Genomic DNA, 24890 nt, shown 5'->3' on the forward strand with positions numbered 1-24890 from the left:
GGTCGGGGCGTCACGCGGAAACGAAGATCCAGCGCCGCAGTGCGCACTGTAGCCATCGTCCTCTTGACGACGGCGCTCGCCGCCTGCGCGACGCGCCCGCCCGCGACGGCGTTCGATCGGCCGGTGAGCCACGCGCTGGCGTCGAGCGAAGCGACGCCGCTCGCAAGCGCGCTCGCGCCGCTGGAACGGCAGCATCCGGATCAGTCCGCGGTGCGCCTTCTGCCGACCGGCACCGACGCGCTGCAGGCCCGCATCGCGCTCGCGCGCGCGGCGACGAAGACGCTCGACATGCAGTACTACATCGCCGAGGAAGACAACACGGGCAAGCTGCTGCTGGGCGCGGCGCTGCATGCGGCGGATCGCGGCGTGCGGGTGCGCATGCTCGTCGACGACCTGAACTTCAAGGACATCGACCGGATCATGGCGGCGCTCAATTCGCACGACAAGATCGAGATCCGCGTGTTCAACCCGTTTGGAAGCGCGCAGCGCAGCTTTTCCGAGCGCACGCAGAATTTCTTCACGAATCTCGGCCAATTCACGCGCCGCATGCATAACAAGGCGATGATCGCGGACAATCAGATCGCGATCGTCGGCGGACGCAATCTCGGCGACGAATACTTCAACGCGAGCCCGACGCTGCAATTCCGCGATCTCGACGTTTTCGCGGCCGGTCCGGTGACGCAGGAAATCTCCGCGAGCTTCGACGACTACTGGAACAGCTCGCTCGCCTACCCGCTGCGCGTGCTGAACAAGCAAAAGTTCGATCCCGCCGAACTCGACAAGACCCGCGACGACCTGCGCGCCCACTGGCGTCAGCAGGCCGATCCGCTGAACGCGAAACCCCTCAACGCGACGCCGCTCGCGCAGCAGATCGCGCGCGAGGAAATGGGCCTCGTGTGGGCGCCGACGGAATTCCGGGTCGATTCGCCATCGAAGATCGAGCATCCGAGCGACGACTACAAGAGCCCGCCGATGCAGCGCCTCATCGAACTGTTGAAGGATGCGCAGAGCGAATTTCTCATTCTCTCGCCCTACTTCGTGCCGCACGACGCGGGCGTGAAGGCGCTCGGCGATCTGACGAAGCGCCATGTGCGCGTCGCGGTGCTGACCAATTCGCTCGCCGCAACCGACGCCGTCGCCGTGCAGGCGGGCTACGCGCCGTATCGCATTCCGCTGTTGGAAAACGGCGTCGAGCTGTACGAATTCAAGCCGATTCAGGCCGAGGGCGAAAGCAGCCCGCGCGCCGGTCTGTTCGGCTCGCAGTCGCGCGCGAGCCTGCACGCGAAGGCCTATGCGATCGATCGGAGTATCCTCGTGATCGGCTCCATGAATCTCGACCCGCGCTCGGCCAAACTGAATACCGAGCTCGCGCTGGTGATTCACAGCAAGCCGGTCGCGGAGGAAGCCGCGAGACTGTTCGCGAACAGCGTCTCGCCGAAGACGAGCTGGCAGGTGCAACTGGCGAGCGCGGCGGTCACCGAGGAACTGCGGCGCACGGGCGCGCCGCAGTCGGGCCTCGTCTGGACCACCGAGGCGAACGGCGGTCTCGTCACCTACAATTTCGATCCCGAGGCAGGGTTTTATCGCAATGCGATGACGGGCCTCTTCATGCTTCTGCCCGTCGACAAGCAGCTTTGATCCAACTTCGTAAGGAACTCAGGCCATGTCACAGAATGCGAAGGGCGACGTACGGATGGAGAAGGACACGTTCGGCGAAATCGCGGTGCCGAACGACAAGCTCTGGGGGGCGCAGACGCAGCGCTCGCTGCAGAACTTCAAGATTTCGACGGAAAAGCAGTCGCCCGAGCTGATCACGGCGCTCGCGATCATCAAGCACGCGGCCGCCGAGGTGAACGAAGGGCTGAAGGTGCTCGATTCGAAAAAGGCGAAGGCGATCATTCAGGCCGCCGAGGAAATCATCGACGGCAAGCATCCCGACGAATTTCCGCTCGCCGTGTGGCAGACCGGCTCGGGCACGCAGACCAACATGAACCTCAACGAGGTGATCGCCAATCGCGCGAGCGAGATCATGGGCGGCTCGCGCGGCGAAGAACGCCTCGTGCATCCGAACGACGACGTGAATCGCGGCCAGTCGTCGAACGACGTGTTTCCGACGGCGATGCACGTCGCCGCCGCGATGGCGATCAACAAGCATCTCATTCCGTCGCTGAAGACGCTGCGCGATACGCTCGACAAGAAGGCGAAGGCCTTCGACAAGATCGTGAAGATCGGCCGCACGCATCTGCAGGACGCGACGCCGCTCACGCTCGGACAGGAGTTTTCAGGATACGTCGCGCAACTCGATCAGGGCATCCGGCATGTCGAGGCGACGTTGCCGCATCTGTATCAGCTCGCGCAAGGCGGCACGGCGGTCGGCACGGGACTGAACGCGCATCCGGAGTTCGCGGTGAAGGTCGCGGCGGCGATCGGCAAGCTCACTGGCCTGCCCTTCGAGACCGCCCCGAACAAGTTCGAGGTGATGGCCGCCGCCGATGCGCTCGTCGCCGCGCACGGCGCGCTGAAGACGGTCGCCGCGGGCATGATGAAGATCGCGAACGATATCCGCTGGCTCGCGAGCGGGCCGCGCTGCGGGCTTGGCGAACTGTCGATTCCGGAGAACGAGCCGGGCAGCTCGATCATGCCGGGCAAGGTGAATCCCACGCAATCCGAAGCCGTGACCATGTTGTGCTGCCAGGTGTTCGGCAACGACGTCGCGGTGAACTTCGGCGGCGCGAGCGGCAACTTCGAGCTGAACGTGTTCCGGCCGATGATCGCGCATAACGTGCTGCAGTCCGTGCGCCTGCTCGCGGACGGCGCGCAGAGCTTCAACGACAACTGCGCCGTCGGCATCGAGCCGAACGAGAAGCGCATCGACAGTTTGCTCAACGAATCGCTGATGCTCGTGACGGCGCTCAATCCGCATATCGGCTACGACAAGGCCGCGCAGATCGCGAAGAAGGCGCACAAGGAAGGCACGACGCTCAAAGCCGCCGCGCTCGCGCTCGGTCACGTCACCGAGCAGCAGTTCGACGAATGGGTCAAGCCGGGCGACATGGTCGGCAACAAGTAGGCGCGTTCTTCTTCAGAAAAAGCGGCGGGATCAGACCTTGCCCGCCGCAACCTCTTCCGGCTTCAGTTCGACGATCGCGTCGAGCGCATCCTTTACGTCCATCGAGTATTTCGCGAGGCGCTTTTCCTCTTCCGTTTCCGGCACGAAGGAAGGCACGGGCGTCGGCTGGCCTTTTTCATCGACGGCGACGAAGACCATCAGGCAATCGGTCGTCTGCTCGAGCTCGCCGACTTTCGGATCGCCCGCATGCACGGAAATGTGGATGTGCATGCTGGTGCGTCCGGTCGTCACGACGCGCGCGCGCAACTCCACCAGGTTGCCGACGAGAATCGGCCGCCGAAAGCGGATATTGCCGACGCTCACCGTCACCGCGTAGCGCCCGGACCACATCGCGGCGCAGGCATACGCGGTTTCGTCGATCCATTTCATCAGCGCGCCGCCGTGCACCTTGCCGCCAAAGTTCACCGAGGTCGGCTCGGCGAGAAAGCGAAAGGTGGTTTCGGCGCGGCTTTTGGGGACTGCGGGAATGGGAGTTGAGGTCGGCGTATTCATGGGGTGCCCGTCTGATGCGGAAATGAATGCCGATTATAGGGTCGGCAATATTCAGTCGTGGACGGTGATGCCCTGATCGATGGTGCCGTACATCGTGATGCTGCCTCCACCGCCCGCCGACGACGGTGCGCCCGCGCAGCCCGCACAGAGCATGAGAACGCCCATCACGCTCGCGAGAAAGAATCTGGACATGGAAGTTTTCCTGCTGTCTGAGATGCCAGCGGTCATTCTAGCGCCGCGCTTCGTGCATCGACATTTCGGCGCGCGGTGAAACATCGGATGCGGAGCCGCTATAGAGTGGATAGGTCGATTACCACGCCCGACAGGGACATCGCCATGAACTCCGCTTTCGATGAAGCCGAATCCCGCGTGCGCCATTTCCCCGGACTGTCGCGCATCGGTGCGCTGATCGCCGATCCCGGCCGCGCCGCGATGCTCTGGTCGCTGATGGACGGCACCGCGCGCCCCGCCGGCGAACTGACGATGATCGCGGGGCTGTCGCCGTCGGCTGCGAGCGGGCATCTCGCGCGTCTGACCGAAGGCGGGCTGCTCGCGCTCGAAGTGAGCGGGCGGCATCGCTATTACCGCATCGCGACGCCGGACATCGCCGCGGCCATCGAGGCGCTCGCCAATCTCGCGCGGGCGAGCGCGCCGCAGCGCGCGCCTGAACGCCCGCCTTCCGCCGTGCCGGTCGAGATGCGTTTCGCGCGCACTTGCTACGACCATCTCGCGGGCGAACTGGCCGTGCAAATCTTCGACCGGATGCTCGCGCGCAACTGGCTCACCGCCTCCGACGATCACGAACAGGCGCATGGCCCCGCCGCGCTCGACGCGACGCCGGAAGGCGCGCAGGCGTTTGCCGAACTCGGCATCGACCTGAAGGCGCAACGCGCGCGGCGGCGGCGGTTCGCGTGCACGTGCATCGACTGGAGCGAGCGCCGGCCGCATCTGGGCGGCGCGCTCGGCGCGGCATTTCTCGAAGCGTGCGAGTCGCACGGCTGGATCGAGCACACGGCGAGGCGCCGTGTCTTGCGCGTGACGCCAGCGGGACATCGGCATTTCGAAGGTTTTCTATCCACGCGGTAGAGCTTTGTTACGCGCACCAGCCGCATCAGGAGCCTCGCCAGCAGCCTCAACAAGCCCAGCAGCCGCAACACGGCGGCGGCAACAAGCATCATCGAAGTTGAGGCGATGAGCAGCCGGTAAACGAAAAACGCGCGGACGGAAGCCGCGCGTTCTCGCATGCAGCGCTGAAGCGCCCGCTCAGACCGCCATCGGGGCCGTGAGCGGATCGTGATGCTTGTACCCTTCGAGCGCGAAATCCTTCGGCTCGATCTTCTCCAGCCATTCCGGCTCGTAGCGCTTCGTGACCGCGTAATCCGGCACGCGATCGGAGATGATCAACTGCGGCGACGGCAATGGCTCGCGCTTCAGTTGCTCATGCAGCATATCGAGCTGGTTCTCGTAGATGTGCGCATCGCCGATGAAATACGTGAACCAGCGCGGCTTGAATCCGGTCAGCCGGCCCACGAGATGCAGCAGCGCCGCGCCTTCCGCCAGATTGAACGGCGTGCCGAGTCCGACGTCGTTACTGCGGATGTAAAGACACAGCGAAATCTCGCGCGTCACCGCGTTCGGGATGAACTGATACAGCAGATGGCACGCGGGCAGCGCGATCTCGTCGAGCTTCGCCGGATTCCATGCGTGAAACAGAATGCGCCGGTCGGTCGGGCGCTCGATGATCGTATCGAGACACTGGCGCAATTGATCGATCGCCTTGTACAACAGCACCTGTTCGCGCCCGTTTTCGACGAAGCTCGTCACGACCTGGAATCCGCGATTGGTGGCGTCGGCGATCTGGTCGCCCGCGCAGGCATCGACGAGCTTGTACGCGGGCCATTTGCGCCATTGCACGCCGTAGACGTCGCCGAGATCGTCCGGGCCCTGCCGGTACGGGTTCTCGAGCCATTGCGGATTGTCGTTCGCGTTGGCGTCCCAGACCTTGCAGCCGAGCGCGCGAAAGTCCGCCGCGCTCTTCGACGCCCGCAGAAAGCCCACCAGCTCGCCGATCGCCGATTTGAACGCGAGCTTCTTCGTCGTCACGGCGGGAAAGCCTTGCTGCAAGTCGAACCGCAGCATCGCGCCGGGAATGCTGATCGTGCGGATGCCCGTGCGGTTTTCCTGCCAAGTGCCGGTATCGAGGATCGTCTGGACGAGCTCGAGATACTGTTTCATTCGATGTTCCCTGGGGTATGCTGCGCGCCCTCGCGAACGGAAGGCGTAAAGACGGATTTTACCAAGCGACGGGGGCCGGCGCTCAATGCAGCGGCACGAAAAAACGGGCGCCTGGAAGCGCCCGTCCGGGGGTGGATCGCGGCTACTTGCCGTCAGCCGCGCGTAGCGTGCTCTGACGGCGCATCGACCTCGATGTGACGCATCCCATGCGCGCTCAGCAGGCGATACAACGTCACGCGCGAGATCCCCAGTTCGTGCGCCGCGTCGCCGAGGCGTCCGCGATGGCGCAGGAGCGCGAGTTCGATCGCCTGCCGCTCGGCCGCTTCACGCGCCTGCGCGAGCGAAACCGGCGCCACTTCGACGTACTCGCCGAGTTCGAGATCGCGGGCGGTGATCTGCCGCCCTTCCGACATCACGATCGCACGCCGCACGCGGTTGATCAGTTCGCGCACGTTGCCCGGCCAGCCGTAGTTGTGAATCGCGGCGATCGCATCGGGCGAAAATCCGCGCAGGCGCCGGCTCGCGTCCTTCTTGAATCGGTCGAGCATATGCTTCGCGAGCAGTTCGATGTCCTTGCCGCGCGCGCGCAGCGGCGGCTCGTCGATCTGCAGCACGCACAGGCGGTGATACAAGTCCGCGCGGAAACGCCCTTCGATCATCGCGGTCTGCATGTCGACGTGCGTCGCCGAGATGATGCGCACATCCACCGGCGTCGAGCCGTGCCCCCCCAGGCGCTCCACCTTGCGTTCCTGCAGGAAGCGCAACAGGCTCGCCTGACTTTCGAGCGGCAGATCGCCGATTTCATCGAGGAACAGCGTGCCGCCGTTGGCCGCTTCGACACGGCCGATCTTGCGCTGATTCGCGCCCGTGAACGCGCCGCGTTCGTAGCCGAAGAGCTCCGATTGCAGCAGATGCGCCGGAATCGCGCCGCAGTTGATGGCGACGAACGGCTGATCGCGACGCGCGGAACGCTCGTGAATGGCGACGGCCGTCAACTCCTTGCCGGTGCCGGATTCGCCCGAAATGAAGACGGGCGCGTCGGTCATCGCGACTTTTCGGATCGAACGGAAGAGCGCGAGCATCGCGTCGCACGAACCGACCATTTCGCCCTCGGCGCGGCCCTCGCTGCGCGCATCGTGCGACGCGGCGTCGTGCAGCGAAACCATGCCATACGCGTGACCGACGGAATCGACGATGCGGTCGTTCGACGTCGGCAGCGTCACGTAATCGAAGCAATAGTCGCGAATCAGGCGCCGCACGGCGGCGTCTTCGAGTTGTCCGGCAACGGTGGCCGCGACCCAGCCCACGTTGGTCATCGTCAGCGACGATTCGAACGCCGCCAGTTCATGCGATTCGAAATGACTCGACAAATCCAGCAGCCCGCCGGTCGCCAGATCGCTACGCAGTGCCTTGCGCGTGTCTCGCGCGCTCGCGACGATTTCGATATGCCAGCCGCGCTCCTCGAATCGCGCACACAGCGTCTCGCTTGGATTGCGAGTCACATAGATGAGTTGCCGCCGAGCGACGTCCATTATTCAGATCCTTTGTTCAACATTCGTTGAAAAGGTCACGTAGTTCAGGCTCGCACTACATCGCAGACTTCGCTGCCCTCGCACGTTTCTCGCAAACGTCTGGGGAGGGACTTGCCATTCGTTACGACGCCCCCGGGCCATAGCGCGACACACCACGCACTCTTCCACGAAACCCTTTATGTCTGATTCTGTGCCGTTTTTGAGAGACTACTATAACCCAGAAACCCCGAAAACAAATATCGCGAGAGCCGCCGGATTAGCCACAAAAGCTTGACAGGACGGGCCTCACAAGAATTTCTCACACGATTATTAAAAACTTTGCGCACAATTTAATACGACAAAATCTTATACCGATTTCGCGAGAACTTCATGTTTTTCTGCCTTCATGTTTCAGCCGTGAAACGTTTTCACCCAAGTTTCCTCAATGTGTCTGCGTCTCATTATCGCCGTTCGTTGCGTGGCAAAGCTTTCTGACCGATGGCACGCAATTCGCTCCTCTTCCCCACTGCCGGAAGGTAAGAAATACTGTCTACAGAACGAGCGTTCCATATTTCTCCTGCATTCACTTCAGGTTAATCGTTTATACCGGCCAGACGATTACTTTATTTCCGGATGATTCAATACCGGAAATAGTTACCTTGGGTTATGTCGTTACGATGGCACTCGAAAGTTCATTCCGGCGCGAGGAAACAAGCGACGCGCAACAAAACCGTGAAGACGCGGACGAATCGGACGGCATGCGCCAGTGCGCCATTCGCCCGCCGGGCTCAGGCGTCAGCGTGACGCTCTGGGACGAGATCGCGCCGGCTCCTGCTTACGTGCCATCGCTCGCCGACGATTCGCCCGAGACGTGAGTCCGCGCGACGCTTCGATCCCGAATATGGCCGGACGTGTCGGTTAGAATCGAGGCCCCGACGGCGCGGCCCGCGCCGCTTTGCCTCGACCTCCTTCACATGACGACGCTGACCCTGATCGTCGCCCGCGCGCGCAATGGCGTGATCGGACGCGACAACCAACTGCCTTGGCGCCTGCCCGAGGACCTCGCATTCTTCAAGCGCACGACGATGGGCGCGCCCATCATCATGGGCCGCAAGACGCATGAATCGATCGGCCGGCCGTTGCCGGGGCGGCGCAATATCGTCATATCGCGCGATGCCACGCGCCACTACGAGGGTTGCGACGTCGTGACGAGCCTCGAAGCGGCGCTCGCGCTCGAGCCGGCGAAGGAAGCGTTTCTGATCGGCGGCGCGCAGTTGTATCGCGATGCCATCGGGCGCGCGGACAAGATGATCGTCACCGAGATCGACGCCGATTTCGACGGCGACACGCGCTTTCCCGCGCCCGATCCGGAACTGTGGCGCGAAGTGTCCCGTGAGCCGCATCGCGCGGCGGCGCCGAACGATTTCGCGTTTGCGTTCGTGACCTACGAGCGCATCGCCGCTTCCGAATGAAAAAAGGCTCCGGACGCTCTCCGGAGCCTTCGTCTTTTGCCGAATGCGGTTCACTGTCCCGCGATCGTCATCCGTTCGATCAGCACCGAGCCGATTTCCTTCGTGCCGCGCACCACGGTGTCCGCTCCGATCGCTTCGATGTGACGGAACATCTCCTGCAACGTGCTCGCGACGGTGATTTCCTCCACGGCGTGCACGATCTTGCCGTTCTCGACCCAGAAGCCCGACGCGCCGCGCGAGTAATCGCCCGTCACGTAGTTCACGCCCTGGCCCATCAGCTCAGTCAGCAGCAGACCGGTGCCGAGCTTCTTCAGCATCGCTTCGAAGTCGTCTTCGGGTTTCGTGTGCGTGCTCTTCATCGTCAGATTGTGCGAGCCGCCGGCATTGCCGGTCGTCTGCATGCCGAGCTTGCGCGCCGAGTACGTCGACAGGAAATAGCCCTGCACGACGCCATCTTCGACCACACTGCGACGCTGCGTGCGCACGCCTTCCTCGTCGAACGGCGCGCTGCCCATGCCGCCCTTCAGGTGCGGATCCTCGACGATCTGGATATGCGGCGCGAACACCGGCTTGCCGAGGCTGTCGACGAGGAACGTAGTCTTGCGATACAGCGCGCCGCCGCTCACCGCCTGCACGAACGCGCCGAGGATGCCCGCCGCGAGCGGCGCCTCGAAGAGCACGCGGCACTTGCGTGTGTCGAGACTCTTCGCGCCGAGGCGCGCGAGCGCGCGCTCGGCGGCGTAACGTCCGACTGCTTCGGGGTCGGCGAGACCGGCCGCGTCGCGCCTCGACGTGTACCAGTCGTCGCGCTGCATGTCGCGGCCCGCTGCCGCGATCGGCGCGCACGCGATGTAATGCCGCGAGTACGGATAGCCCGCCATGAAGCCGCGCGAGGTCGCGAGCACGAACTGCGAATGCTGCGCGGAGACGCTCGCGCCTTCCGAGTTGGTCACGCGCTTGTCGACGGCGAACGCGGCGGCTTCCGCGCGGCGCGCGATCTCGGCGGCTTCTTCCGCATCGATGTCCCACGGGTGATAGAGATCGAGGTCCTGCGGCGCCTTCTCGAGCAGTTCGGCTTCGGCGAGCCCCGCCGCGCTGTCCTCGGCCGTGAAGCGCGCGATGTTGTATGCAGCGGCGACCGTGTCGCGCAGTGCGTCGCGCGTGAAGTCGGCGGTGCTCGCGTTGCCGCGCTTCTTGCCGATGAAGACGGTCACACCGACCATCTTGTCGCGATTGTGCTCGATCGTCTCGACTTCGCCGCGCCGCACGCTCACTGACAGGCCGTCGCCTTCGGAGATCTCGGTGGCGGCATCGCTCGCGCCGAGTTCCTTCGCGTAACGCAGGATGTCGGAGGCGATCTCCTTCAGTTCGTCCTGCGTATGCGGGAAGTAGCGTTGCTTGACGTCCATGTCTGCTGCCATTTTTGGTTGCCTTTGGAAGTCGGGCGGCGTGCGCCCGCGCATGTCGTGGTTGCTTCGGAATTCCCGGCCGGATGCGCACGCAATCGGGCATCGGGCGACGGAAATGGCCTATCACGCGATCATAGCAAGGACGGCGTGCATTCACCCGCCGAGCTTTGTCGCAGAGCCGTACGCGAGGTTCAGGCATGGTGCGCACGCAAGCTACAATGTCGGGATGAACCGTAAAACCCGCATTCAACCGATCGATTCCGGCCGCGACGACGAGCGCGAGATCGACGAAAACGGCTACGACCGGCCGAGCAAATCCCAGCTCAAGCGCGAAATGCACGCGCTGCAGGAGCTGGGCGAGGCGCTTATCGCACTGCCCAAAGACGCGCTCAAACGCATGCCGATGCCCGAGCATCTCGACGACGCCGTGCGCGAGGCGCGCCGCATCACCGACCACGAAGGCAAGCGCCGCCAGTTGCAGTACGTCGGCAAGGTCATGCGCTCGCTGACCGAAGACGAGGTCGCCGCGCTGCGCACGGCGCTCGATACGCACCGCGGCGTGAACAAGTCCGAAACCGCGCGGCTGCACTGGATCGAGCGCACGCGCGAACAGCTACTCGCCGACGACGCCGCGCTCACCGAATTCATCCGCAATCATCCGGGCGTCGATCCGCAGGAAGGCCGTACGCTGATCCGCAACGCGCGTAAGGAGCGCGAGCAGCAAAAGCCGCCGCGCTATTACCGCGAGCTCTTCCAGTGGATCAAGAACGCGTCGGGGGCGGAAGACGACGAAGACATCGAAGGCGATGAGGACGATCGTGACGAAACCGAAGCGTAATCACCCGGACGAGTTGATCGTCGGGCTCGTGTCGATCAGCGATCGCGCGTCGCAAGGCGTCTACGAGGACAAGGGCTTGCCGTCGTTGCAGGCGTGGCTCGCGGAGGCGCTCACGACGCCCTTTCGCGCCGAAACGCGCCTGATCCAGGACGATGCCGCGACCATTTCCGCGACGCTCGTCGAACTCGTCGATACACACGGCTGCGACCTGGTGCTCACGACGGGCGGCACCGGCCCCTCGCGCCGCGATGTGACGCCCGAGGCGACGCTCGCCGTCGCCACGAAGCCGATGCCCGGCTTCGGCGAGCAAATGCGCCAGATCAGCCTGAATTTCGTGCCGACGGCCATTCTTTCGCGGCAAGTCGCGGTGATCCGCGAGACTGAAGATCACGCCGCGCTGATCATCAATCTGCCGGGACAGCCGAAGTCGATCCGCGAAACGCTCGAAGGATTGAAAAACGCGGACGGCAAGCAGAAAGTGCCGGGCATTTTCGCGGCCGTGCCGTACTGCATCGACCTGATCGGCGGACCCTACGTGGAAACGCGGCCCGACGTGGTTGCCGCGTTCCGCCCGAAAAACGCGATCCGCCCGCCGAAAAATTAAGACGCGTCGGCAGGCGCCGACGGAATCAGGAAATGCTCGCGGTAGTACTTGAGTTCGTCGATGGACTCGTGGATATCGGCGAGCGCGGTATGCATCGCGCGCTTCTGGAAGCCCTTGTAGATCGCCGGCTGCCAGCGGCGGCACAGTTCCTTCAAGGTGCTGACATCGAGATTGCGGTAGTGGAAGAACGTCTCGAGCTCGGGCATCCAACGCGCCATGAAGCGGCGGTCCTGGCAAATCGAGTTGCCGCACATCGGCGACTTGCCGGGCGGCACGTACTGGCCGAGAAAATCGCGGATCTGGCGCGTGGCTTCTGCTTCATCGACGGTCGACACCTTGACTCGTTCGGTCAGCCCCGAGCGGCCGTGCGTGTTGCGATTCCATTCGTCCATGCGGCCGAGCGCCTCGTCCGTCTGATGAATCGCGAGCACTGGTCCTTCCACCAGCCTGTCGAGCGTCGAATTCGTGACGACCACCGCGATCTCGATAATGCGATCGTTGTCCGGATCGAGACCGGTCATCTCCATGTCGAGCCACACGAGGTTCATGTCGCTGCGCACGAGAGCGTTGTTGTCTGATTCGGGGGTGGCGGAGATGTCGGTCATGAAAGCGGCCTGAGAGATGAAAACGCCGTGCCCGCGCGCTATCTGATCCATTGCGGGATGTCGAGTTCGAACACTGCGCGTCGGCACGGCCTAGAACCTATAATTCTCGCATAGTTCAATCGGAAGTCCCGGATGACCAACCTCACTCTCGCTTTCTCGACGATCTTCATCGTCGCCCTGGTCGCGATGGTCTCGACCAAGCTCTGGCTCGCGTCGCGTCAGATTCGCCACGTCGCCGCGCACCGCAACGGCGTCCCGTCGCAATTCTCCGGCACGATCCCGCTCGCCGCGCATCAGCGCGCCGCGGATTACACCGTCGAGCGCACGCGCCTCACGATGATCGAGGTCGTCACGAGCGCGGTCGTGCTCGTCGCGCTTACGCTGCTCGGCGGGGTTCAGGCGCTCGATCTCGCGATCTCGGACTGGCTCGGCCGCGGCTATCTCGGGCAGATCGCGCTGGTGGCGTCGGTGGTGGCGATCACGAGCATCATCGACTTGCCGTTCGATTACATCCGCCATTTCGTGATCGAAGAAAAGTTCGGCTTCAACCGCATGTCGAAGAAACTCTTTTTCGTCGATCTCGTGAAGGGCACGGTGCTCGCGGTCGTGATCGGCGCGCCGCTTCTGCTGCTCACGCTCTGGCTGATGGACCGCGCCGGCACGTTCTGGTGGCTGTGGACGTGGATGGTATGGGTCGCGTTTCAGTTGCTCGCGATGATCATCTATCCGACCTTCATCGCCCCGCTTTTCAACAAGTTCGAGCCGCTGAAGGACGAGGCGCTCGTCGCGCGCATCACGAATCTGATGTCGCGCACGGGCTTCGCTGCGAAGGGTCTGTTCGTGATGGACGGCAGCCGCCGTTCCGCGCACGGCAACGCGTACTTCACCGGCTTCGGCGCGGCGAAGCGCATCGTTTTCTTCGATACCCTGCTCGCGCGCCTTTCCGGCAGCGAGATCGAAGCGGTGCTCGCGCACGAGCTCGGCCATTTCAAGCGCCGTCACGTGCTGAAGCTGATGATCGTCATGTTCGGCATCAGCCTCGCGATGCTCGCGCTGCTCGGCTGGCTCATTCAGACGACGTGGTTCTACGAGGGCCTGGGTGTGCGGCCATCGCTCGTCGGCAGCAACAACGGCCTCGCGCTCGTGCTCTTCATGCTCGTGCTGCCGGTGTTCATGTTCTTCATCACGCCGCTCGGCAGCCTGACTTCGCGCAAGAACGAGTTCGAAGCCGATGCCTTCGCCGCCAGCCAGACCGATCCGAAGGATCTCGTGAACGCGCTCGTGAAGCTCTACGAGGACAACGCGTCGACACTCACGCCCGACCCCATCTACACCGCGTTCTACTACTCGCATCCGCCCGCCTCGCAGCGCATCGACCGCCTGATGCAGCACGCCGCATGACGCGCGGGTTCAAGCGTCCGAGCGTGGGCGCGCGCCTCGAAGGCACGGTGATCGCGGCGCACGGACGCCATTATCTGGTGACGCCGGAAGACGGCGGCGCGATGCTTCAGTGCTTTCCGCGCGGCAAGAAAAGCGAAGTGGCGGTCGGCGATCGCGTGATCTACGAGCAATCGTCGGCGGATCAGGGCGTGATCGTCGAGATCGGCGAGCGGCGCAATCTGCTCTACCGGTCGGATCAGTTCAAGTCGAAGCTCTTCGCAGCGAATCTCGATCAACTGCTGATCGTGCTCGCGACAGAGCCGCATTTCAGCGAGGACCTGCTCGGACGCGCGTTGATCGCGGCTGAGGCGCACGGACTCGAGTCGCTCATCGTGCTCAACAAGATCGACGTCGAACACGCGGTCCCGCTCGCGCGCGAACGGCTCGCGCCGTATCGCGAACTCGGTTATGCCGTCATCGAGCTGTCGGCGAAGATGGCGCCCGGCGACGTCCATCCGCAACTCGACGCCCGTCTGAAAGACCGCTCGACGATCCTGCTCGGCCAGTCAGGCATGGGCAAATCGACGCTCGTGAACCTGCTCGTTCCCGACGCCGACGCCGCCACGCGCGAGATTTCATCGGCGCTCAACAGCGGCCGCCACACGACCACGTTCACGCGTCTGTACGAGTTGCCCGGCGGCGGCTCGCTCATCGATTCGCCGGGCTTTCAGGAGTTCGGCCTGCACCATCTGTCCGAAGGCCAGCTCGAGCGCGCCTTCGCGGATTTCCGGCCCTATCTCGGGCATTGCCGCTTCTACAACTGCCACCATCTGCACGAGCCGGGCTGCGCGGTGCTCGAAGCTGTCGACGCCGGCAAGATCCGCCCCGAGCGTCACGCGCTCTACGCACAACTCGTCCACGAAGCCAGCCAGATCGTTCGATGAAGCGACTCACGCGCGCCCCCAACCTGATCACGGCGCAGCATTGGGTGAACGTGCTGACGACCGCGGGCGTGCCGTGCGAGTTGCACAACCGCTATCTCAACGGCGCGATGGGAGAGATTCCGGCAGATCAGTGCGCGCCGGAAATATGGATCGTCGACGATCGCGACGAAGCATTGGCCTTGCGCCTTCTGGAGCGCGCAAGAAAAGGGCCGGACGCGAACGCCCGGCCCTGGAGATGCAAGCAGTGCGGCGAATGGCTGGAGCCGCAATTCACCGTGTGCTGGAATTGCCAGATGGCGCGCGATCCTCTCGACGACTGAATAGGGTTACGCCAGCCACACGGCGATGGTCAGCATCAGCAGCAAGAGCATCCACAGAATCACCGCGCGCCACACCAGGCCGACGGCCGATTGCAGCGTGCGCGGGGTGCAGTCGTCGCCGACGGGCAGCGGGCTCGCATCGCCCACGGCAAGCGCTTCGACTGAAAGCGGCTCCGCCAGCGGACCCGCGAGACGCGCGCCCAGGGCGCCGCTGCCCGCCGCAAGCAACACACCTTCGTTCGCGTCCGGCCACTGCCGCGCGTGATTGCGCCAGGCGTAGATCGCATCCTCGAAATTTCCGACGATCGCAAAGCCGAGCGCGGTCAGACGAGCGGGCACCCAATCGATAAAAAAGAACGCGCGCTGCGCGAACGACGAAAACTCGGCGGTGCGCTCCGGATTCGGCTTCGACCACGCGCGCGCCAGATATTCGGCGATGCGATACAGCACCGCGCCCGCCGGGCCGATCGGAATCAGAAACCAGAAGAACACGCCGAACACATGCCGATGCGACGCCACCACCGCGTGAACCAGCGTATGCCGCACGATTTCGCTGACGGGCATGTCGATCGTGTCGAGGCCGGTCCATTCCTTCAGTACTTCGCGCGCGCGCGGCACGTCGTCGTTGTTGAGCGCGAGGTGGATATCGGTGAAATAGTGGCTGAACTGCCGGAAGCCGAGCGTGAAGTACACGATGACCACGTTCCACAGAAACGCCAGAACGAAGTTGATCCGGTACAGCACGTAATAAACGAGCCCGACGACGAGCGTCCACGGCAACACGACGACCAGCCACGCGACGATGCCGTGCTTCTCCTTGCCGGCATCGAAGCCGTGCGCGGTGGATTCCGCATGATATTGGAGCAACGCCGAAATCGGATTGTGCGGCGATAAAGCGCGCACTTGCTCAATGATGAGGGCCAGCAATACGGAGAAAAAAGTCATGCGCAGCGCCGAAACAGTCGGATTAGTTCGAGTTTCGCGTAACGATAGCACAGCGTCTGACCGCTTTAGCGCGCCGAGTAATTGCGCGAGGCACGGCCGGCGCGCGGACTTCGTGCGCCATCACGCGCGAGCCGCGAGGAAGCGATAAAAATTGCGCAACATGCCGGCCGTTGCGCCCCAGATGAAATGAGGAGCCTTTCTTTCACCCGGTGTATACGGCATGGCAAAAAAACGACGCTCGCCGCCTTCCCATCGAAAGACACGCACTTCGTGATTCGCCGGATTCATGAGCCACGCGAGCGGCACTTCGAAGATGTCGGCGACTTCGCGCGTATCGGCCTTCAGCGAGAACGGCGGATACACCAGCGCAACGACGGGCGTCACCTTGAAACCCGTGCCCGTCAGATACTCGGGCATCGCCCCGATGATCTCGCAATGTTCCGCGCTCAAGCCGACTTCTTCGTGGGCTTCGCGCAGCGCCGTGGCGGCGGCATCGGCGTCTTCGGGCTCACGGCGCCCGCCCGGAAAGCTGATCTGCCCGGCGTGATCCGACAGATGATCGGCCCGCTGCGTCAGGAGCACGGTCAAGCCGCCGTCGCGCACGACGAGCGGCACCAGCACGGAAGCCACACGCGGATCGCCGCCGATTGCCTTGATGCGCTGCTCGCGCTCTTCCTGCGTCCAGTCGAGATCCATCGTGAAACGCGCGCGCAAGCCTTCCGGCGTGAGGCGCTCTGGCGGGATGGGCGGGAGTGTCTCACCCGTCGAGACGACGGGCATCTTTTCGGGTTCGAGGATGCGGGGAGTCGAAGTCTTTCCGGTGGACACGGGTCGAGAACTGGGCTGTCGAAGCCTCAATTTGAACACACCAAAGAAAAAAGCACCCACATGGGGTGCTTTTTCCGTACTACGCTTCGCCGGCGACTTACTCTGCGGAAGCAGCAGTCTTGTCTTTGAAGACCAGCTTTTCCTTGATTCGAGCCGACTTGCCCGAACGCTCACGCAGGTAGTAAAGCTTCGCGCGGCGAACATCACCACGGCGCTTCACGACGATGCTCGCGAGCAGCGGCGAGTAGGTCTGGAACGTACGCTCGACGCCTTCGCCCGACGAAATCTTGCGAACGATGAAGTTCGAGTTCAGGCCACGGTTACGCTTGGCGATGACGACGCCTTCGTAAGCCTGGACACGCTTCCGCGTGCCTTCGACCACGTTCACGTTGACGACGACGGTATCGCCCGGCGCGAAGTCGGGGATGCTCTTCTCGCCCAGAACGCGTGCGATCTCTTCTTTCTCGAGTTGTTCAATCAGATTCATTACTGACTCCTTGTGCCATCTTGCCGAAGTTGCGTGCCTTGTATTTGCGTCAGGCCCCGGTAGAGGATGGGTTTGCTTCAGGCGCCGATTATTAGCCAGCGCCCCCATTTTCCCGCTCGTCCGCCCGAAATCTATGCAGATTTCGACGCTTCCTTTGCGAGTTCTGCGAGCCATGCCTCGTCGGCACGGCTCAACATCTTGCTTTCACGCGCGCGCCCGATCAGATCGGGACGCTTGTTGAATGTGTTGCGTAGTGCTTCGCGCCTGCGCCAGGCGTCGATTTCCTTGTGATGACCGCCGAGCAGCACATCGGGAACACGCACGCCTTCGTACTCTTCGGGACGCGTGTAGTGTGGACAGTCGAGCAATACGTCTACGAAACTGTCCTGCACCGCCGACTGCGCGTCGTTCAGCACCCCGGGCAACTGGCGCACCACGGCGTCCATCAGCGCCATCGCGGGGAGCTCTCCGCCGGACAGCACGAAGTCGCCGAGGCTCACTTCTTCGTCCACTTCACGATCGATCAAACGCTGGTCGATCGCTTCATAACGGCCGCACAGCAACACGAGACCCGGCTCCTGCGCAAACCGCATTACGCGTTCGTGGTCCAGCTTCGCACCTTGCGGCGACATCATCACGACGCGCGTCGACACAATGCCCTGCTCGCGCTGCGCAGCCTTGGCCGCATGGATCGCTTCTTCCAGCGGGCGCGCCAGCATCACCATGCCAGGGCCGCCGCCGTAAGGGCGATCGTCGACGGTGCGGTAGTTGTCCGTGGTGAAATCGCGAGGATTCCACGTCCGCAAACCGAACCGCTCCTGCTTCACCGCGCGGCTGGTGATGCCCCAGTCGGTCAGTGCGCGAAACATCTCGGGAAAGAGCGTCACGACATCGAACTGCATCGCTCTCTCCGTAACGTGACGATGTTCAATAGTCGGCGTCCCAGTCGACGACGATGCGCTTCGCCGCCCGGTCCACCGTCTTCACATACACGCCGACGAACGGAATCAGCCGCTCGCCGGTGACGGGCTGGCCATCCTTGTCGATGCCCGGATACTCGATCCGCAGGATGGAATGCGCGCCGTTGTCGATCAGATCGGCAACGCGGCCCAAAGCCACGCCCGCTTCATTTTCGACATCCAGGCCGATCAGATCGACCCAGTAAAATTCGTCTTCGCTGTCGAGCTTCGGGAAATCACTGCGCGCGATATTCACCGTGTGACCTTTCAGCGCAAGTGCCGTATCGCGGTCATCACAGCCGGCGAAGCGCGCGACGATCGTATCGGCGTGCACTTTCGACTGCAGACAACGGGCGGACTTGTAATCGCGGCCTTTTGCGAGCCACCAGCGCCTGGCGCTCAGCAGCGCGTCGCCGCCCTGCTTGCCGTTCGCGTGCGGCACGATCTTGACCCAGCCTTTGAGACCGTATGCATCGGCGATGAAACCGAGTTCGACGGCGTCCTCAGGCAAAGCTTCGACCGGCTCGATTCCGCCTTCCGGCACCTTCGTGCTCGAAAGATCGACCGCCACGCGGCGCGCGCCCGGCTTGCGGACGAACGCGCCAAACGTGGCGGAACCTTCATCTTGCCCCGGCTTGGCTCGACCGATACCTTCCGACGCGCGGCCGGATTCAGAATCGCGCATGGGCATCGACGAATCCTTGGGCAGGTTTCGAGCGGCTGTTACAGCGTCGACCAAGCGAGCTTAAGCAGCCGGCTGGGCTTGCTGAGCTTGCTTGACGAGACGCTCGACGGTCGGCGACAGTTGTGCGCCAACGCCTTGCCAGTACGTCAGGCGATCCTGAGCGATGCGCAGCGATTCGCCCTTGGTCGCGACCGGGTTGTAGAAACCAACGCGCTCGATGAAGCGGCCGTCACGGCGGCTACGCGAGTCAGTTGCAACGATGTTGTAGAACGGGCGCTTCTTCGAGCCGCCACGAGCCAAGCGGATGATGACCATGCTGAAATCCTTGAAAACCGGGGTTCGGAACAACGAGAACAGGCGATTATAGCTGTAATCCGGAGCGCCAACAAACACTTAACGCATTTTTTGGATGCACGGCGGATTGGGGACCGTTCCAGCGAGTCTTACATTGACGCGGCGACGTGCGATTGGTGGCGCGGACACGCGTCGGCGTAAAATGGCTGACCGCGTCCGCTTGAAGCGACGTCCGATTCTTTCTATCACCGCTTTCGCTGATGACTTCCTCGTCCGTCGCCACGCAAGCCGGCTCGCAGCCGGCCAGCAAGCAGATTCCATCGTATTTTCGTTCGAAGACGCTGACCGCCGCGCTCGCGTTTCTGTTCGGTTCCATCGGCCTGCACCGCTTCTATCTGTATGGAATGCGCGACAAGTACGGCTGGGCGCATATCGCCGGCATCATTCTGGGTGCGTTCGGCTACCTGCTGCTCGCGCAGACGGAGCTCACTTCGCTTCTCGGCTGGGTGCTGGCGTTCCCGGGCGCGATATCGCTGCTCGCCGCCTTTCTCTCCGCGATCGTCTACGGCCTGCGCCCCGACGCCAAATGGGATGCGCAGTTCAACGCGCACACCGGCCGCAGTAGCCGCTCCGGCTGGACGGTCATCTTCGTCGTGATTTTTTCGCTCCTGATCGGCGCGTTCCTGCTGATGACCGGTCTCGCGCTCACGTTCCAGACGTACTTCGAAAGTCAGGTCGAGGCGGCGAAAACGCTGTCGCAATAAAACGTCAGAACAAGTCGAGTTGCGGGCTGGACGGCGCCGCTGCTTTCTTCGCGGGCCGCTGGAACTCGGACATGTCGAGAATGCCGCGCTGCCGCGCGTTCAGGCCGAGTCGCTTCGTCGCCTTTTGAAAACGCTGCTTGAGCATGTCGGCCCACAGGCCCTCGCCTTTCATTCGCGTCGAGAAGTTCGAGTCGTAGTCCTTGCCGCCGCGCATATCGCGCACGCGGCTCATCACGCGATCCGCGCGATCGGGGAAATGCGCGGCGAGCCAGTCCTTGAAAAGCGGCGCAACTTCCCACGGCAGACGCAGCACGATGTAACTCGCGCTCGTCGCCCCCGCCTCGGCGCACGCCTCCAAAACACGCTCCATGTCCGGCTCAGTCACGAACGGGATGACCGGTGCGATGCTCACGCCTACCGGAATGCCCGCCTCGGCGAGCGTCCGGATCGTGCGAAGACGCCGTGCTGGCGTCGCGGCGCGTGGTTCGAGCGTTCGCGCGATATCGGCGTCGAGGGTCGTAATGGTGATCGCCGCCATCACCTGACCGCGCACGGCCATGGGCGCGAGCAGGTCGATGTCGCGTTCGATCAGCGAATTCTTCGTGATCGCCGCGAAAGGATGCCCGCAATCGTGCAGCACCTGGATGACCCGCCGCGTGAGCTGCAGATCGCGCTCGACGGGTTGATACGCGTCCGTGTTGACGCCCAGCGCTATTGGCTCGGCTTCGTAGGTCGGCTTCGCCAGTTCGCGCTCGAGCAATTCGGGCGCGTTGACCTTCGCGTAGATCCTGCTTTCGAAATCGAGCCCTGGCGATAAACCAAGATAGCTGTGCGTAGGGCGCGCAAAACAATAGATACAGCCGTGCTCGCAGCCGCGATAGGGATTGAGCGAAACGGAGAACGGGATGTCCGGCGAGCTGTTGCGCGTGAGAATGCTTTTCGCGCGCTCTTCAAAAATCTGGGTGCGCAGCGGTGGTGCGCCTTGGTCCTCTGGATCGGCGGTGTGCGCCCAGCCGTCGTCTACGCGTTCGCGCTCGTCCTTCTCGAAACGCCCCTGAACGTTCGTGACCGCCCCGCGCCCCTTGAGCGGAGCGGGCGGCGCGACGGGATACTCACGATCGGGCGATGACATTGCGACGAAGTCCATCCATTGATACTGTATAAATATACAGTATCGAGTCATCGTCGCAAGCAAAAAAATCACGTTTCGACCAGGATCTTCAGCGTCTCCTTGATTTCCTCCATCACCACGTAACTTTTTGACTGCACCGCGCCCGGCAACTGCAGCAGGATGTCGCCGAGCAGCTTGCGATAGTCGGCCATCTCGCCGATGCGCGCCTTGATCAGATAGTCGAAATCGCCTGACACGAGGTGGCACTCGAGCACTTCGGGAATCTTCTGAACTTCGCGGCGGAATTGCTCGAACATGTTGCCGCTCTTGTGATCGAGCGTGATCTCGACGAATACGAGCAGCGCCGCGCCCAACTCGGTCGGATTCACGCGCGCGTAGTAGCCCATGATCACGCCATCACGCTCCATGCGCTTCACACGCTCGATGCAAGGCGTCACCGACAGCCCGACGCGCTCCGCCAGGTCCTTCATCGCAATGCGGCCGTCCTCCTGAAGGATGTTCAGAATCTTGTGATCGAGCTTGTCGAGGGCGCGGACGGGATTTCGCTGTGTGCGCATTGGTTTTTCCTGAAAATCGACCAAATACAATAACTAAAACTGCCTCGAAGTCCATACCATAGTCGATAACACTATACGAGCTTCGGTTTGTCGCGTCGATCGCCTTAAAGCACGCGCATGCGGAAGTTCATCGAATCTGGATGGAGATCACATGCGAATCGTTATTCTCGGAAGCGGCGTCGTCGGTGTCACGAGCGCCTACTACCTTGCTCGCGCCGGCCACGAAGTCACGGTCATCGACCGCGAAGCCGGACCCGCGCTCGAAACGAGTTTCGCGAACGCAGGTCAGATCTCCCCGGGGTACGCATCGCCGTGGGCCGCGCCGGGCGTCCCGCTCAAAGCCGTCAAGTGGATGTTCGAAAAGCACGCGCCGCTCGCGATTCGCCTCGACGGCACGATGAACCAGTTGCAGTGGATGTGGCAAATGCTGCGCAACTGCACGCAAGATCGCTACACGGTCAACAAGGGCCGGATGGTGCGTCTCGCCGAATACAGTCGCGACTGCCTCCAGGCGCTGCGCGCCGACACCGGCATTCACTACGAAGGCCGCACCGGCGGCACGTTGCAACTGTTCCGCACGCAACAGCAATTCGATGGTGCGGGCAAGGACATCTCTGTGCTGAAGGACGCGAACGTGCCGTTCGAACTGCTTACGGCAGATGAGCTCAAGAAGGCGGAACCCGCTCTCGCGGCGGTTTCGCACAAGTTGACAGGCGGCCTGCGCCTGCCGAACGACGAGACGGGCGACTGCCAGATGTTCACGACGCGCCTCGCCGCGATGGCCGAAGCGCTCGGCGTCAAGTTCCGCTACAACACGTCGATCGACGCGCTTACCGTCAGCAACGGCCGTATCGCCGGCGTGCAGTGCGGCAAGGAACTGGTGACGGCAGATTCATATGTCGTCGCGCTCGGCTCCTATTCGCCGAAGCTGCTCGGCGATCTCGTGAAGATCCCGGTCTATCCGTTGAAGGGTTACTCGATCACCGCGCCCATCGTCGATGCCGAACGCGCACCGGTCTCGACGGTGCTGGACGAAACGTACAAGATCGCGATCACGCGTTTCGACGACCGCATCCGCGTGGGCGGCATGGCGGAAATCGTCGGCTATGACAAGAAGCTGAAGCAGGCGCGTCGCGAAACGCTCGAAATGTGCGTGAACGACCTGTTCCCGGGCGGCGGCGACACCGCGAGCGCCACCTTCTGGACCGGCCTGCGCCCGATGACGCCGGACGGCACGCCGATCGTCGGCCGCACGCCGGTGCCGAACCTGTTCCTCAATACCGGTCACGGCACGCTCGGCTGGACGATGTCGTGCGGCTCGGGCCAGTTGCTGGCGGATCTGATGTCGGGCAAGCAGCCCGCCATCCGTGCCGACGATCTCTCCGTGCATCGTTATTTCGGCGATGTCGGCGTGAAAACGCGTCCGGGATACGCGAACGCGTAATTCTTCTATCGCAGGAAAGTCAAGGGCGCCTTCGTTTCGACGAAGGCGCCCTTCTCGTTTTCAGAACTGATCTTCGCTCAGCGCGAGCACGCCTTCACTGCCGTTCGCGCTGATGATCGACGCCTCGATCCCCGGCGCGAGCGACAGAATGTGCTCGGCGAAGAATTCCGCCGTCGCGATCTTCGCGCCATGGAAACGCTCGTCCTCCGCGCGCTTCGCATGAGCGACGAGCATCGCTCGCGCCATCTGCCATCCCGCCAGCACGATGCCCGCGAGCCGCAGATACGGCACGCTGCCCGCGAAGACGGCATTCGGATCGCTCTTGAACTTTGCGATGATGAACTCGATTGCGCGCGCGAGCGACAGACTTCCCGCGCTCAAATGCCGATGCATCGACCTGAACGGCTGTCCGTCTCGCTCGGCGAGCGCCGCGATGGTCTGATCGATCTGCGCGAGCAGCGCCTGCGCCGTCGCGCCGCCGTCGCGCACGGTCTTGCGGCCGACGAGATCGTTCGCCTGAATCGCCGTCGTGCCTTCATAGATCGGCAGGATGCGCGCATCGCGATAATGCTGCGCCGCGCCCGTCTCCTCGATGAAGCCCATGCCGCCGTGCACCTGCACGCCGAGGCTCGCGACCTCGACGGACATCTCCGTACTGAAGCCCTTCACAATCGGCACGAGATATTCGTAGATCGCCTGGTGGCTCTTCTTCGCGTCGTCGTCGGTGTAACCGTGCGCGAGATCGCTATGCGCCGCCGCGACATACGCGAGCGCCCGGGCGCCTTCGGTGTAGGCGCGCATGGTCGAGAGCATGCGGCGCACATCGGGATGATGGATGATCGTCACGGACTCCTTCGCGCTGCCATCGACGGGACGGCTCTGCACCCGCTCTTTCGCGTACGCGACCGCCTGCTGATACGCGCGCTCGGCGATCGCGACGCCTTGCATGCCGACGGCGAAACGCGCCGCGTTCATCATGATGAACATGTATTCGAGACCGCGATTCTCGTCGCCGATCAGATAGCCGGTCGCGCCGCCGTGATCGCCGTATTGCAGCACGGCGGTCGGGCTGGCCTTGATGCCGAGCTTGTGTTCGATCGACACGCAATGCACGTCGTTGCGCGCGCCGAGCGAGCCGTCGTCGTCGTTGACGAGAAATTTCGGCACGAGAAAGAGCGAAATGCCTTTCACGCCTTCGGGCGCGTCGGGCGTGCGCGCGAGCACGAGGTGCACGATGTTCTTCGCCATATCGTGCTCGCCGTAAGTAATGAAGATCTTCGTGCCGAAGACCTTGTACGTGCCGTCGCCCTGCGGCTCGGCGCGCGTGCGCACGAGCGCGAGATCGGAGCCCGCTTGCGGCTCCGTGAGGTTCATCGTGCCGGTCCATTCGCCGGAGATGAACTTCGGCAGGAAGCGCGCCTTCTGTTCGTCGCTGCCTGCCGTGAGGACCGCTTCGATCGCGCCGTCGGTGAGCAGCGGACAGAGCGCGAAGGAGAGATTGGCCGAGTTGAGCGCCTCGATGCACGGCGTCGCGATGAGCTTCGGCAAGCCCTGGCCCCCGAACTCCGCCGGATGGACGACACCTTGCCAGCCGCCTTCCGCGAACTGACGGAACGCGCCCTTGAAGCCGGGCGTCGTCGTGACTTCGCCGTTCGCCCATGCGCTCGGCGTGCGGTCACCGGCGACGTTCAGCGGCGCGAGGACTTCGCTGCAAAAACGCGCGGCTTCCTCGACGACGGCCTGTGCCGTGTCGAAGCCCGCGTCCTCGTGACCAGGCAGCGCGGCGATGCTGTCTATACCCGCCAGTTCCTTCATGACGAACAGCATGTCTTTGACCGGGGCGCTGTAGCTCATC

Annotated in this window: 27 protein-coding genes; 12 read left to right on the forward strand and 15 right to left on the reverse strand. The window is 63.2% G+C overall.

Annotated features, from left to right (window positions below):
* Positions 1 to 39 precede the first annotated feature (39 nt).
* Both NCS58_RS10520 and fumC read left to right on the forward strand, forming a co-directional pair.
* A complete protein-coding gene (locus NCS58_RS10520) occupies positions 40 to 1638 on the forward strand; it encodes a phospholipase D family protein (RefSeq protein WP_250538383.1) in 1599 nt (532 codons plus the stop codon).
* A 25-nt stretch (positions 1639 to 1663) separates the two neighbouring features.
* Positions 1664 to 3070 (forward strand): class II fumarate hydratase, encoded by a 1407-nt coding sequence (gene fumC / locus NCS58_RS10525; RefSeq protein WP_250476908.1) that lies wholly within the window; start codon positions 1664 to 1666, stop codon positions 3068 to 3070.
* A gap of 30 nt (positions 3071 to 3100) precedes the next feature.
* On the opposite strand, the gene NCS58_RS10530 is transcribed toward fumC, so the two are convergent.
* Positions 3101 to 3622 (reverse strand): acyl-CoA thioesterase, encoded by a 522-nt coding sequence (locus tag NCS58_RS10530; RefSeq protein ID WP_061120508.1) that lies wholly within the window; start codon positions 3620 to 3622, stop codon positions 3101 to 3103.
* Between the two features lie 51 nt (positions 3623 to 3673).
* Positions 3674 to 3814, reverse strand: a complete 141-nt coding sequence (locus NCS58_RS10535) for a hypothetical protein (RefSeq protein ID WP_250476909.1) — start codon at positions 3812 to 3814, stop codon at positions 3674 to 3676.
* Between the two features lie 144 nt (positions 3815 to 3958).
* On the opposite strand from NCS58_RS10535, the gene NCS58_RS10540 reads away from it, so the two are divergent.
* Positions 3959 to 4708, forward strand: a complete 750-nt coding sequence (locus NCS58_RS10540; RefSeq protein ID WP_250476910.1) for a helix-turn-helix transcriptional regulator — start codon at positions 3959 to 3961, stop codon at positions 4706 to 4708.
* A gap of 177 nt (positions 4709 to 4885) precedes the next feature.
* Here NCS58_RS10540 and NCS58_RS10545 read toward each other — a convergent pair whose 3' ends face one another.
* Positions 4886 to 5857, reverse strand: a complete 972-nt coding sequence (locus NCS58_RS10545; protein WP_061120505.1) for a thymidylate synthase — start codon at positions 5855 to 5857, stop codon at positions 4886 to 4888.
* Between the two features lie 152 nt (positions 5858 to 6009).
* Positions 6010 to 7389 (reverse strand): sigma-54 dependent transcriptional regulator, encoded by a 1380-nt coding sequence (locus tag NCS58_RS10550; protein ID WP_250476911.1) that lies wholly within the window; start codon positions 7387 to 7389, stop codon positions 6010 to 6012.
* 638 nt (positions 7390 to 8027) lie between these two features.
* On the opposite strand from NCS58_RS10550, the gene NCS58_RS10555 reads away from it, so the two are divergent.
* Positions 8028 to 8243 carry a hypothetical protein gene (locus NCS58_RS10555; RefSeq protein WP_250538384.1) on the forward strand — a complete coding sequence of 72 codons (216 nt, stop codon included), beginning with the start codon at positions 8028 to 8030 and terminating at the stop codon, positions 8241 to 8243.
* 99 nt (positions 8244 to 8342) lie between these two features.
* On the forward strand, positions 8343 to 8840 hold the full coding sequence (locus NCS58_RS10560; protein WP_061120504.1) for a dihydrofolate reductase: 498 nt from the start codon (positions 8343 to 8345) through the stop codon (positions 8838 to 8840).
* 50 nt (positions 8841 to 8890) lie between these two features.
* Here the strand turns inward: NCS58_RS10560 and pmbA are convergent, their stop codons facing one another.
* Positions 8891 to 10261: a metalloprotease PmbA gene (pmbA, locus tag NCS58_RS10565; protein ID WP_061120503.1), complete on the reverse strand. Its 1371-nt coding sequence runs from the start codon at positions 10259 to 10261 to the stop codon at positions 8891 to 8893.
* A 214-nt stretch (positions 10262 to 10475) separates the two neighbouring features.
* Between pmbA and yjgA the strand changes: the two genes are divergently transcribed.
* Together yjgA and mog are read left to right on the forward strand one after the other, a co-directional pair.
* Positions 10476 to 11087 (forward strand): ribosome biogenesis factor YjgA, encoded by a 612-nt coding sequence (yjgA, locus tag NCS58_RS10570; RefSeq protein ID WP_061120502.1) that lies wholly within the window; start codon positions 10476 to 10478, stop codon positions 11085 to 11087.
* On the forward strand, positions 11056 to 11691 hold the full coding sequence (gene mog / locus NCS58_RS10575) for a molybdopterin adenylyltransferase (RefSeq protein ID WP_250538385.1): 636 nt from the start codon (positions 11056 to 11058) through the stop codon (positions 11689 to 11691). The genes yjgA and mog overlap by 32 nt, the downstream gene beginning before the upstream one ends.
* Here mog and orn read toward each other — a convergent pair.
* Positions 11688 to 12296 carry an oligoribonuclease gene (gene orn, locus NCS58_RS10580; RefSeq protein ID WP_250538386.1) on the reverse strand — a complete coding sequence of 203 codons (609 nt, stop codon included), beginning with the start codon at positions 12294 to 12296 and terminating at the stop codon, positions 11688 to 11690. The genes mog and orn overlap by 4 nt on opposite strands.
* A gap of 132 nt (positions 12297 to 12428) precedes the next feature.
* Here orn and NCS58_RS10585 point away from each other — a divergent pair, with 132 nt between their 5' ends.
* From NCS58_RS10585 to NCS58_RS10595, 3 genes are read left to right on the forward strand one after another with little or no spacing between them, the layout of a single operon-like run.
* Positions 12429 to 13697: a M48 family metallopeptidase gene (locus NCS58_RS10585; RefSeq protein ID WP_250538387.1), complete on the forward strand. Its 1269-nt coding sequence runs from the start codon at positions 12429 to 12431 to the stop codon at positions 13695 to 13697.
* Positions 13694 to 14620, forward strand: coding sequence for a ribosome small subunit-dependent GTPase A (rsgA, locus tag NCS58_RS10590; RefSeq protein ID WP_250476913.1), 927 nt, complete (start codon positions 13694 to 13696; stop codon positions 14618 to 14620). Before NCS58_RS10585 ends, rsgA begins: the two co-directional genes overlap by 4 nt.
* Positions 14617 to 14940: a DUF2007 domain-containing protein gene (locus NCS58_RS10595; RefSeq protein WP_061120498.1), complete on the forward strand. Its 324-nt coding sequence runs from the start codon at positions 14617 to 14619 to the stop codon at positions 14938 to 14940. The genes rsgA and NCS58_RS10595 overlap by 4 nt, the downstream gene beginning before the upstream one ends.
* Before the next feature lie 6 nt (positions 14941 to 14946).
* Here NCS58_RS10595 and NCS58_RS10600 read toward each other — a convergent pair whose 3' ends face one another.
* The 6 genes from NCS58_RS10600 to rpsP all read right to left on the reverse strand — a co-directional run bounded on the left by NCS58_RS10600 (position 14947) and on the right by rpsP (position 19159).
* The gene (locus tag NCS58_RS10600; protein WP_061120497.1) at positions 14947 to 15885 is read right to left on the reverse strand and encodes a CobD/CbiB family protein; all 939 of its coding nucleotides are present in this window, start codon (positions 15883 to 15885) and stop codon (positions 14947 to 14949) included.
* A 120-nt stretch (positions 15886 to 16005) separates the two neighbouring features.
* Positions 16006 to 16665, reverse strand: a complete 660-nt coding sequence (locus NCS58_RS10605; RefSeq protein WP_250476915.1) for a CoA pyrophosphatase — start codon at positions 16663 to 16665, stop codon at positions 16006 to 16008.
* Positions 16666 to 16810: 145 nt separating this feature from the next.
* A complete protein-coding gene (rplS, locus tag NCS58_RS10610; protein WP_061120495.1) occupies positions 16811 to 17200 on the reverse strand; it encodes a 50S ribosomal protein L19 in 390 nt (129 codons plus the stop codon).
* 131 nt (positions 17201 to 17331) lie between these two features.
* Positions 17332 to 18102, reverse strand: coding sequence for a tRNA (guanosine(37)-N1)-methyltransferase TrmD (gene trmD / locus NCS58_RS10615; protein ID WP_250490126.1), 771 nt, complete (start codon positions 18100 to 18102; stop codon positions 17332 to 17334).
* A gap of 25 nt (positions 18103 to 18127) precedes the next feature.
* Positions 18128 to 18850 (reverse strand): ribosome maturation factor RimM, encoded by a 723-nt coding sequence (gene rimM / locus NCS58_RS10620; RefSeq protein WP_250538388.1) that lies wholly within the window; start codon positions 18848 to 18850, stop codon positions 18128 to 18130.
* A 54-nt stretch (positions 18851 to 18904) separates the two neighbouring features.
* On the reverse strand, positions 18905 to 19159 hold the full coding sequence (gene rpsP, locus NCS58_RS10625; RefSeq protein WP_008342343.1) for a 30S ribosomal protein S16: 255 nt from the start codon (positions 19157 to 19159) through the stop codon (positions 18905 to 18907).
* Between the two features lie 239 nt (positions 19160 to 19398).
* On the opposite strand from rpsP, the gene NCS58_RS10630 reads away from it, so the two are divergent.
* On the forward strand, positions 19399 to 19902 hold the full coding sequence (locus NCS58_RS10630; protein WP_250538389.1) for a hypothetical protein: 504 nt from the start codon (positions 19399 to 19401) through the stop codon (positions 19900 to 19902).
* Between the two features lie 4 nt (positions 19903 to 19906).
* Here the strand turns inward: NCS58_RS10630 and NCS58_RS10635 are convergent, their stop codons facing one another.
* Entirely contained in the window at positions 19907 to 21034 is a 1128-nt protein-coding gene (locus NCS58_RS10635; protein WP_061120556.1) for a PA0069 family radical SAM protein, read from the reverse strand.
* Positions 21035 to 21102: 68 nt separating this feature from the next.
* Positions 21103 to 21591 carry an Lrp/AsnC ligand binding domain-containing protein gene (locus tag NCS58_RS10640; protein ID WP_061120555.1) on the reverse strand — a complete coding sequence of 163 codons (489 nt, stop codon included), beginning with the start codon at positions 21589 to 21591 and terminating at the stop codon, positions 21103 to 21105.
* A 151-nt stretch (positions 21592 to 21742) separates the two neighbouring features.
* Between NCS58_RS10640 and NCS58_RS10645 the strand changes: the two genes are divergently transcribed.
* Complete coding sequence (locus NCS58_RS10645; RefSeq protein ID WP_250476919.1) at positions 21743 to 23035, forward strand: D-amino acid dehydrogenase; 1293 nt, start codon at positions 21743 to 21745, stop codon at positions 23033 to 23035.
* A gap of 60 nt (positions 23036 to 23095) precedes the next feature.
* On the opposite strand, the gene NCS58_RS10650 is transcribed toward NCS58_RS10645, so the two are convergent.
* The gene (locus NCS58_RS10650; protein ID WP_250538390.1) at positions 23096 to 24889 is read right to left on the reverse strand and encodes an acyl-CoA dehydrogenase; all 1794 of its coding nucleotides are present in this window, start codon (positions 24887 to 24889) and stop codon (positions 23096 to 23098) included.
* Between the last annotated feature and the right edge of the window lies 1 nt (position 24890).

Source organism: Caballeronia sp. INML3B, assembly GCF_023631305.1.
GTDB classification, from domain to species: Bacteria; Pseudomonadota; Gammaproteobacteria; order Burkholderiales; family Burkholderiaceae; genus Caballeronia; species Caballeronia turbans.

What these genes read in the sequence shown, in the direction of transcription:
- trmD (WP_250490126.1), bottom strand. Translation starts at nt 18,102, where the DNA reads ATGCAGTTCGATGTCGTGACGCTCTTTCCCGAGATGTTTCGCGCACTG.
- mog (WP_250538385.1), top strand. Translation starts at nt 11,056, where the DNA reads ATGAGGACGATCGTGACGAAACCGAAGCGTAATCACCCGGACGAGTTG.
- NCS58_RS10530 (WP_061120508.1), bottom strand. Translation starts at nt 3,622, where the DNA reads ATGAATACGCCGACCTCAACTCCCATTCCCGCAGTCCCCAAAAGCCGC.
- NCS58_RS10545 (WP_061120505.1), bottom strand. Translation starts at nt 5,857, where the DNA reads ATGAAACAGTATCTCGAGCTCGTCCAGACGATCCTCGATACCGGCACT.
- rplS (WP_061120495.1), bottom strand. Translation starts at nt 17,200, where the DNA reads ATGAATCTGATTGAACAACTCGAGAAAGAAGAGATCGCACGCGTTCTG.
- NCS58_RS10595 (WP_061120498.1), top strand. Translation starts at nt 14,617, where the DNA reads ATGAAGCGACTCACGCGCGCCCCCAACCTGATCACGGCGCAGCATTGG.
- NCS58_RS10605 (WP_250476915.1), bottom strand. Translation starts at nt 16,665, where the DNA reads ATGCCCGTCGTCTCGACGGGTGAGACACTCCCGCCCATCCCGCCAGAG.
- NCS58_RS10540 (WP_250476910.1), top strand. Translation starts at nt 3,959, where the DNA reads ATGAACTCCGCTTTCGATGAAGCCGAATCCCGCGTGCGCCATTTCCCC.
- rsgA (WP_250476913.1), top strand. Translation starts at nt 13,694, where the DNA reads ATGACGCGCGGGTTCAAGCGTCCGAGCGTGGGCGCGCGCCTCGAAGGC.
- fumC (WP_250476908.1), top strand. Translation starts at nt 1,664, where the DNA reads ATGTCACAGAATGCGAAGGGCGACGTACGGATGGAGAAGGACACGTTC.
- NCS58_RS10550 (WP_250476911.1), bottom strand. Translation starts at nt 7,389, where the DNA reads ATGGACGTCGCTCGGCGGCAACTCATCTATGTGACTCGCAATCCAAGC.
- NCS58_RS10535 (WP_250476909.1), bottom strand. Translation starts at nt 3,814, where the DNA reads ATGTCCAGATTCTTTCTCGCGAGCGTGATGGGCGTTCTCATGCTCTGT.
- NCS58_RS10640 (WP_061120555.1), bottom strand. Translation starts at nt 21,591, where the DNA reads ATGCGCACACAGCGAAATCCCGTCCGCGCCCTCGACAAGCTCGATCAC.
- yjgA (WP_061120502.1), top strand. Translation starts at nt 10,476, where the DNA reads ATGAACCGTAAAACCCGCATTCAACCGATCGATTCCGGCCGCGACGAC.
- NCS58_RS10635 (WP_061120556.1), bottom strand. Translation starts at nt 21,034, where the DNA reads ATGTCATCGCCCGATCGTGAGTATCCCGTCGCGCCGCCCGCTCCGCTC.
- NCS58_RS10585 (WP_250538387.1), top strand. Translation starts at nt 12,429, where the DNA reads ATGACCAACCTCACTCTCGCTTTCTCGACGATCTTCATCGTCGCCCTG.
- NCS58_RS10560 (WP_061120504.1), top strand. Translation starts at nt 8,343, where the DNA reads ATGACGACGCTGACCCTGATCGTCGCCCGCGCGCGCAATGGCGTGATC.
- NCS58_RS10645 (WP_250476919.1), top strand. Translation starts at nt 21,743, where the DNA reads ATGCGAATCGTTATTCTCGGAAGCGGCGTCGTCGGTGTCACGAGCGCC.
- NCS58_RS10650 (WP_250538390.1), bottom strand. Translation starts at nt 24,889, where the DNA reads ATGAGCTACAGCGCCCCGGTCAAAGACATGCTGTTCGTCATGAAGGAA.
- rpsP (WP_008342343.1), bottom strand. Translation starts at nt 19,159, where the DNA reads ATGGTCATCATCCGCTTGGCTCGTGGCGGCTCGAAGAAGCGCCCGTTC.
- orn (WP_250538386.1), bottom strand. Translation starts at nt 12,296, where the DNA reads ATGACCGACATCTCCGCCACCCCCGAATCAGACAACAACGCTCTCGTG.
- pmbA (WP_061120503.1), bottom strand. Translation starts at nt 10,261, where the DNA reads ATGGCAGCAGACATGGACGTCAAGCAACGCTACTTCCCGCATACGCAG.
- rimM (WP_250538388.1), bottom strand. Translation starts at nt 18,850, where the DNA reads ATGCCCATGCGCGATTCTGAATCCGGCCGCGCGTCGGAAGGTATCGGT.
- NCS58_RS10630 (WP_250538389.1), top strand. Translation starts at nt 19,399, where the DNA reads ATGACTTCCTCGTCCGTCGCCACGCAAGCCGGCTCGCAGCCGGCCAGC.
- NCS58_RS10600 (WP_061120497.1), bottom strand. Translation starts at nt 15,885, where the DNA reads ATGACTTTTTTCTCCGTATTGCTGGCCCTCATCATTGAGCAAGTGCGC.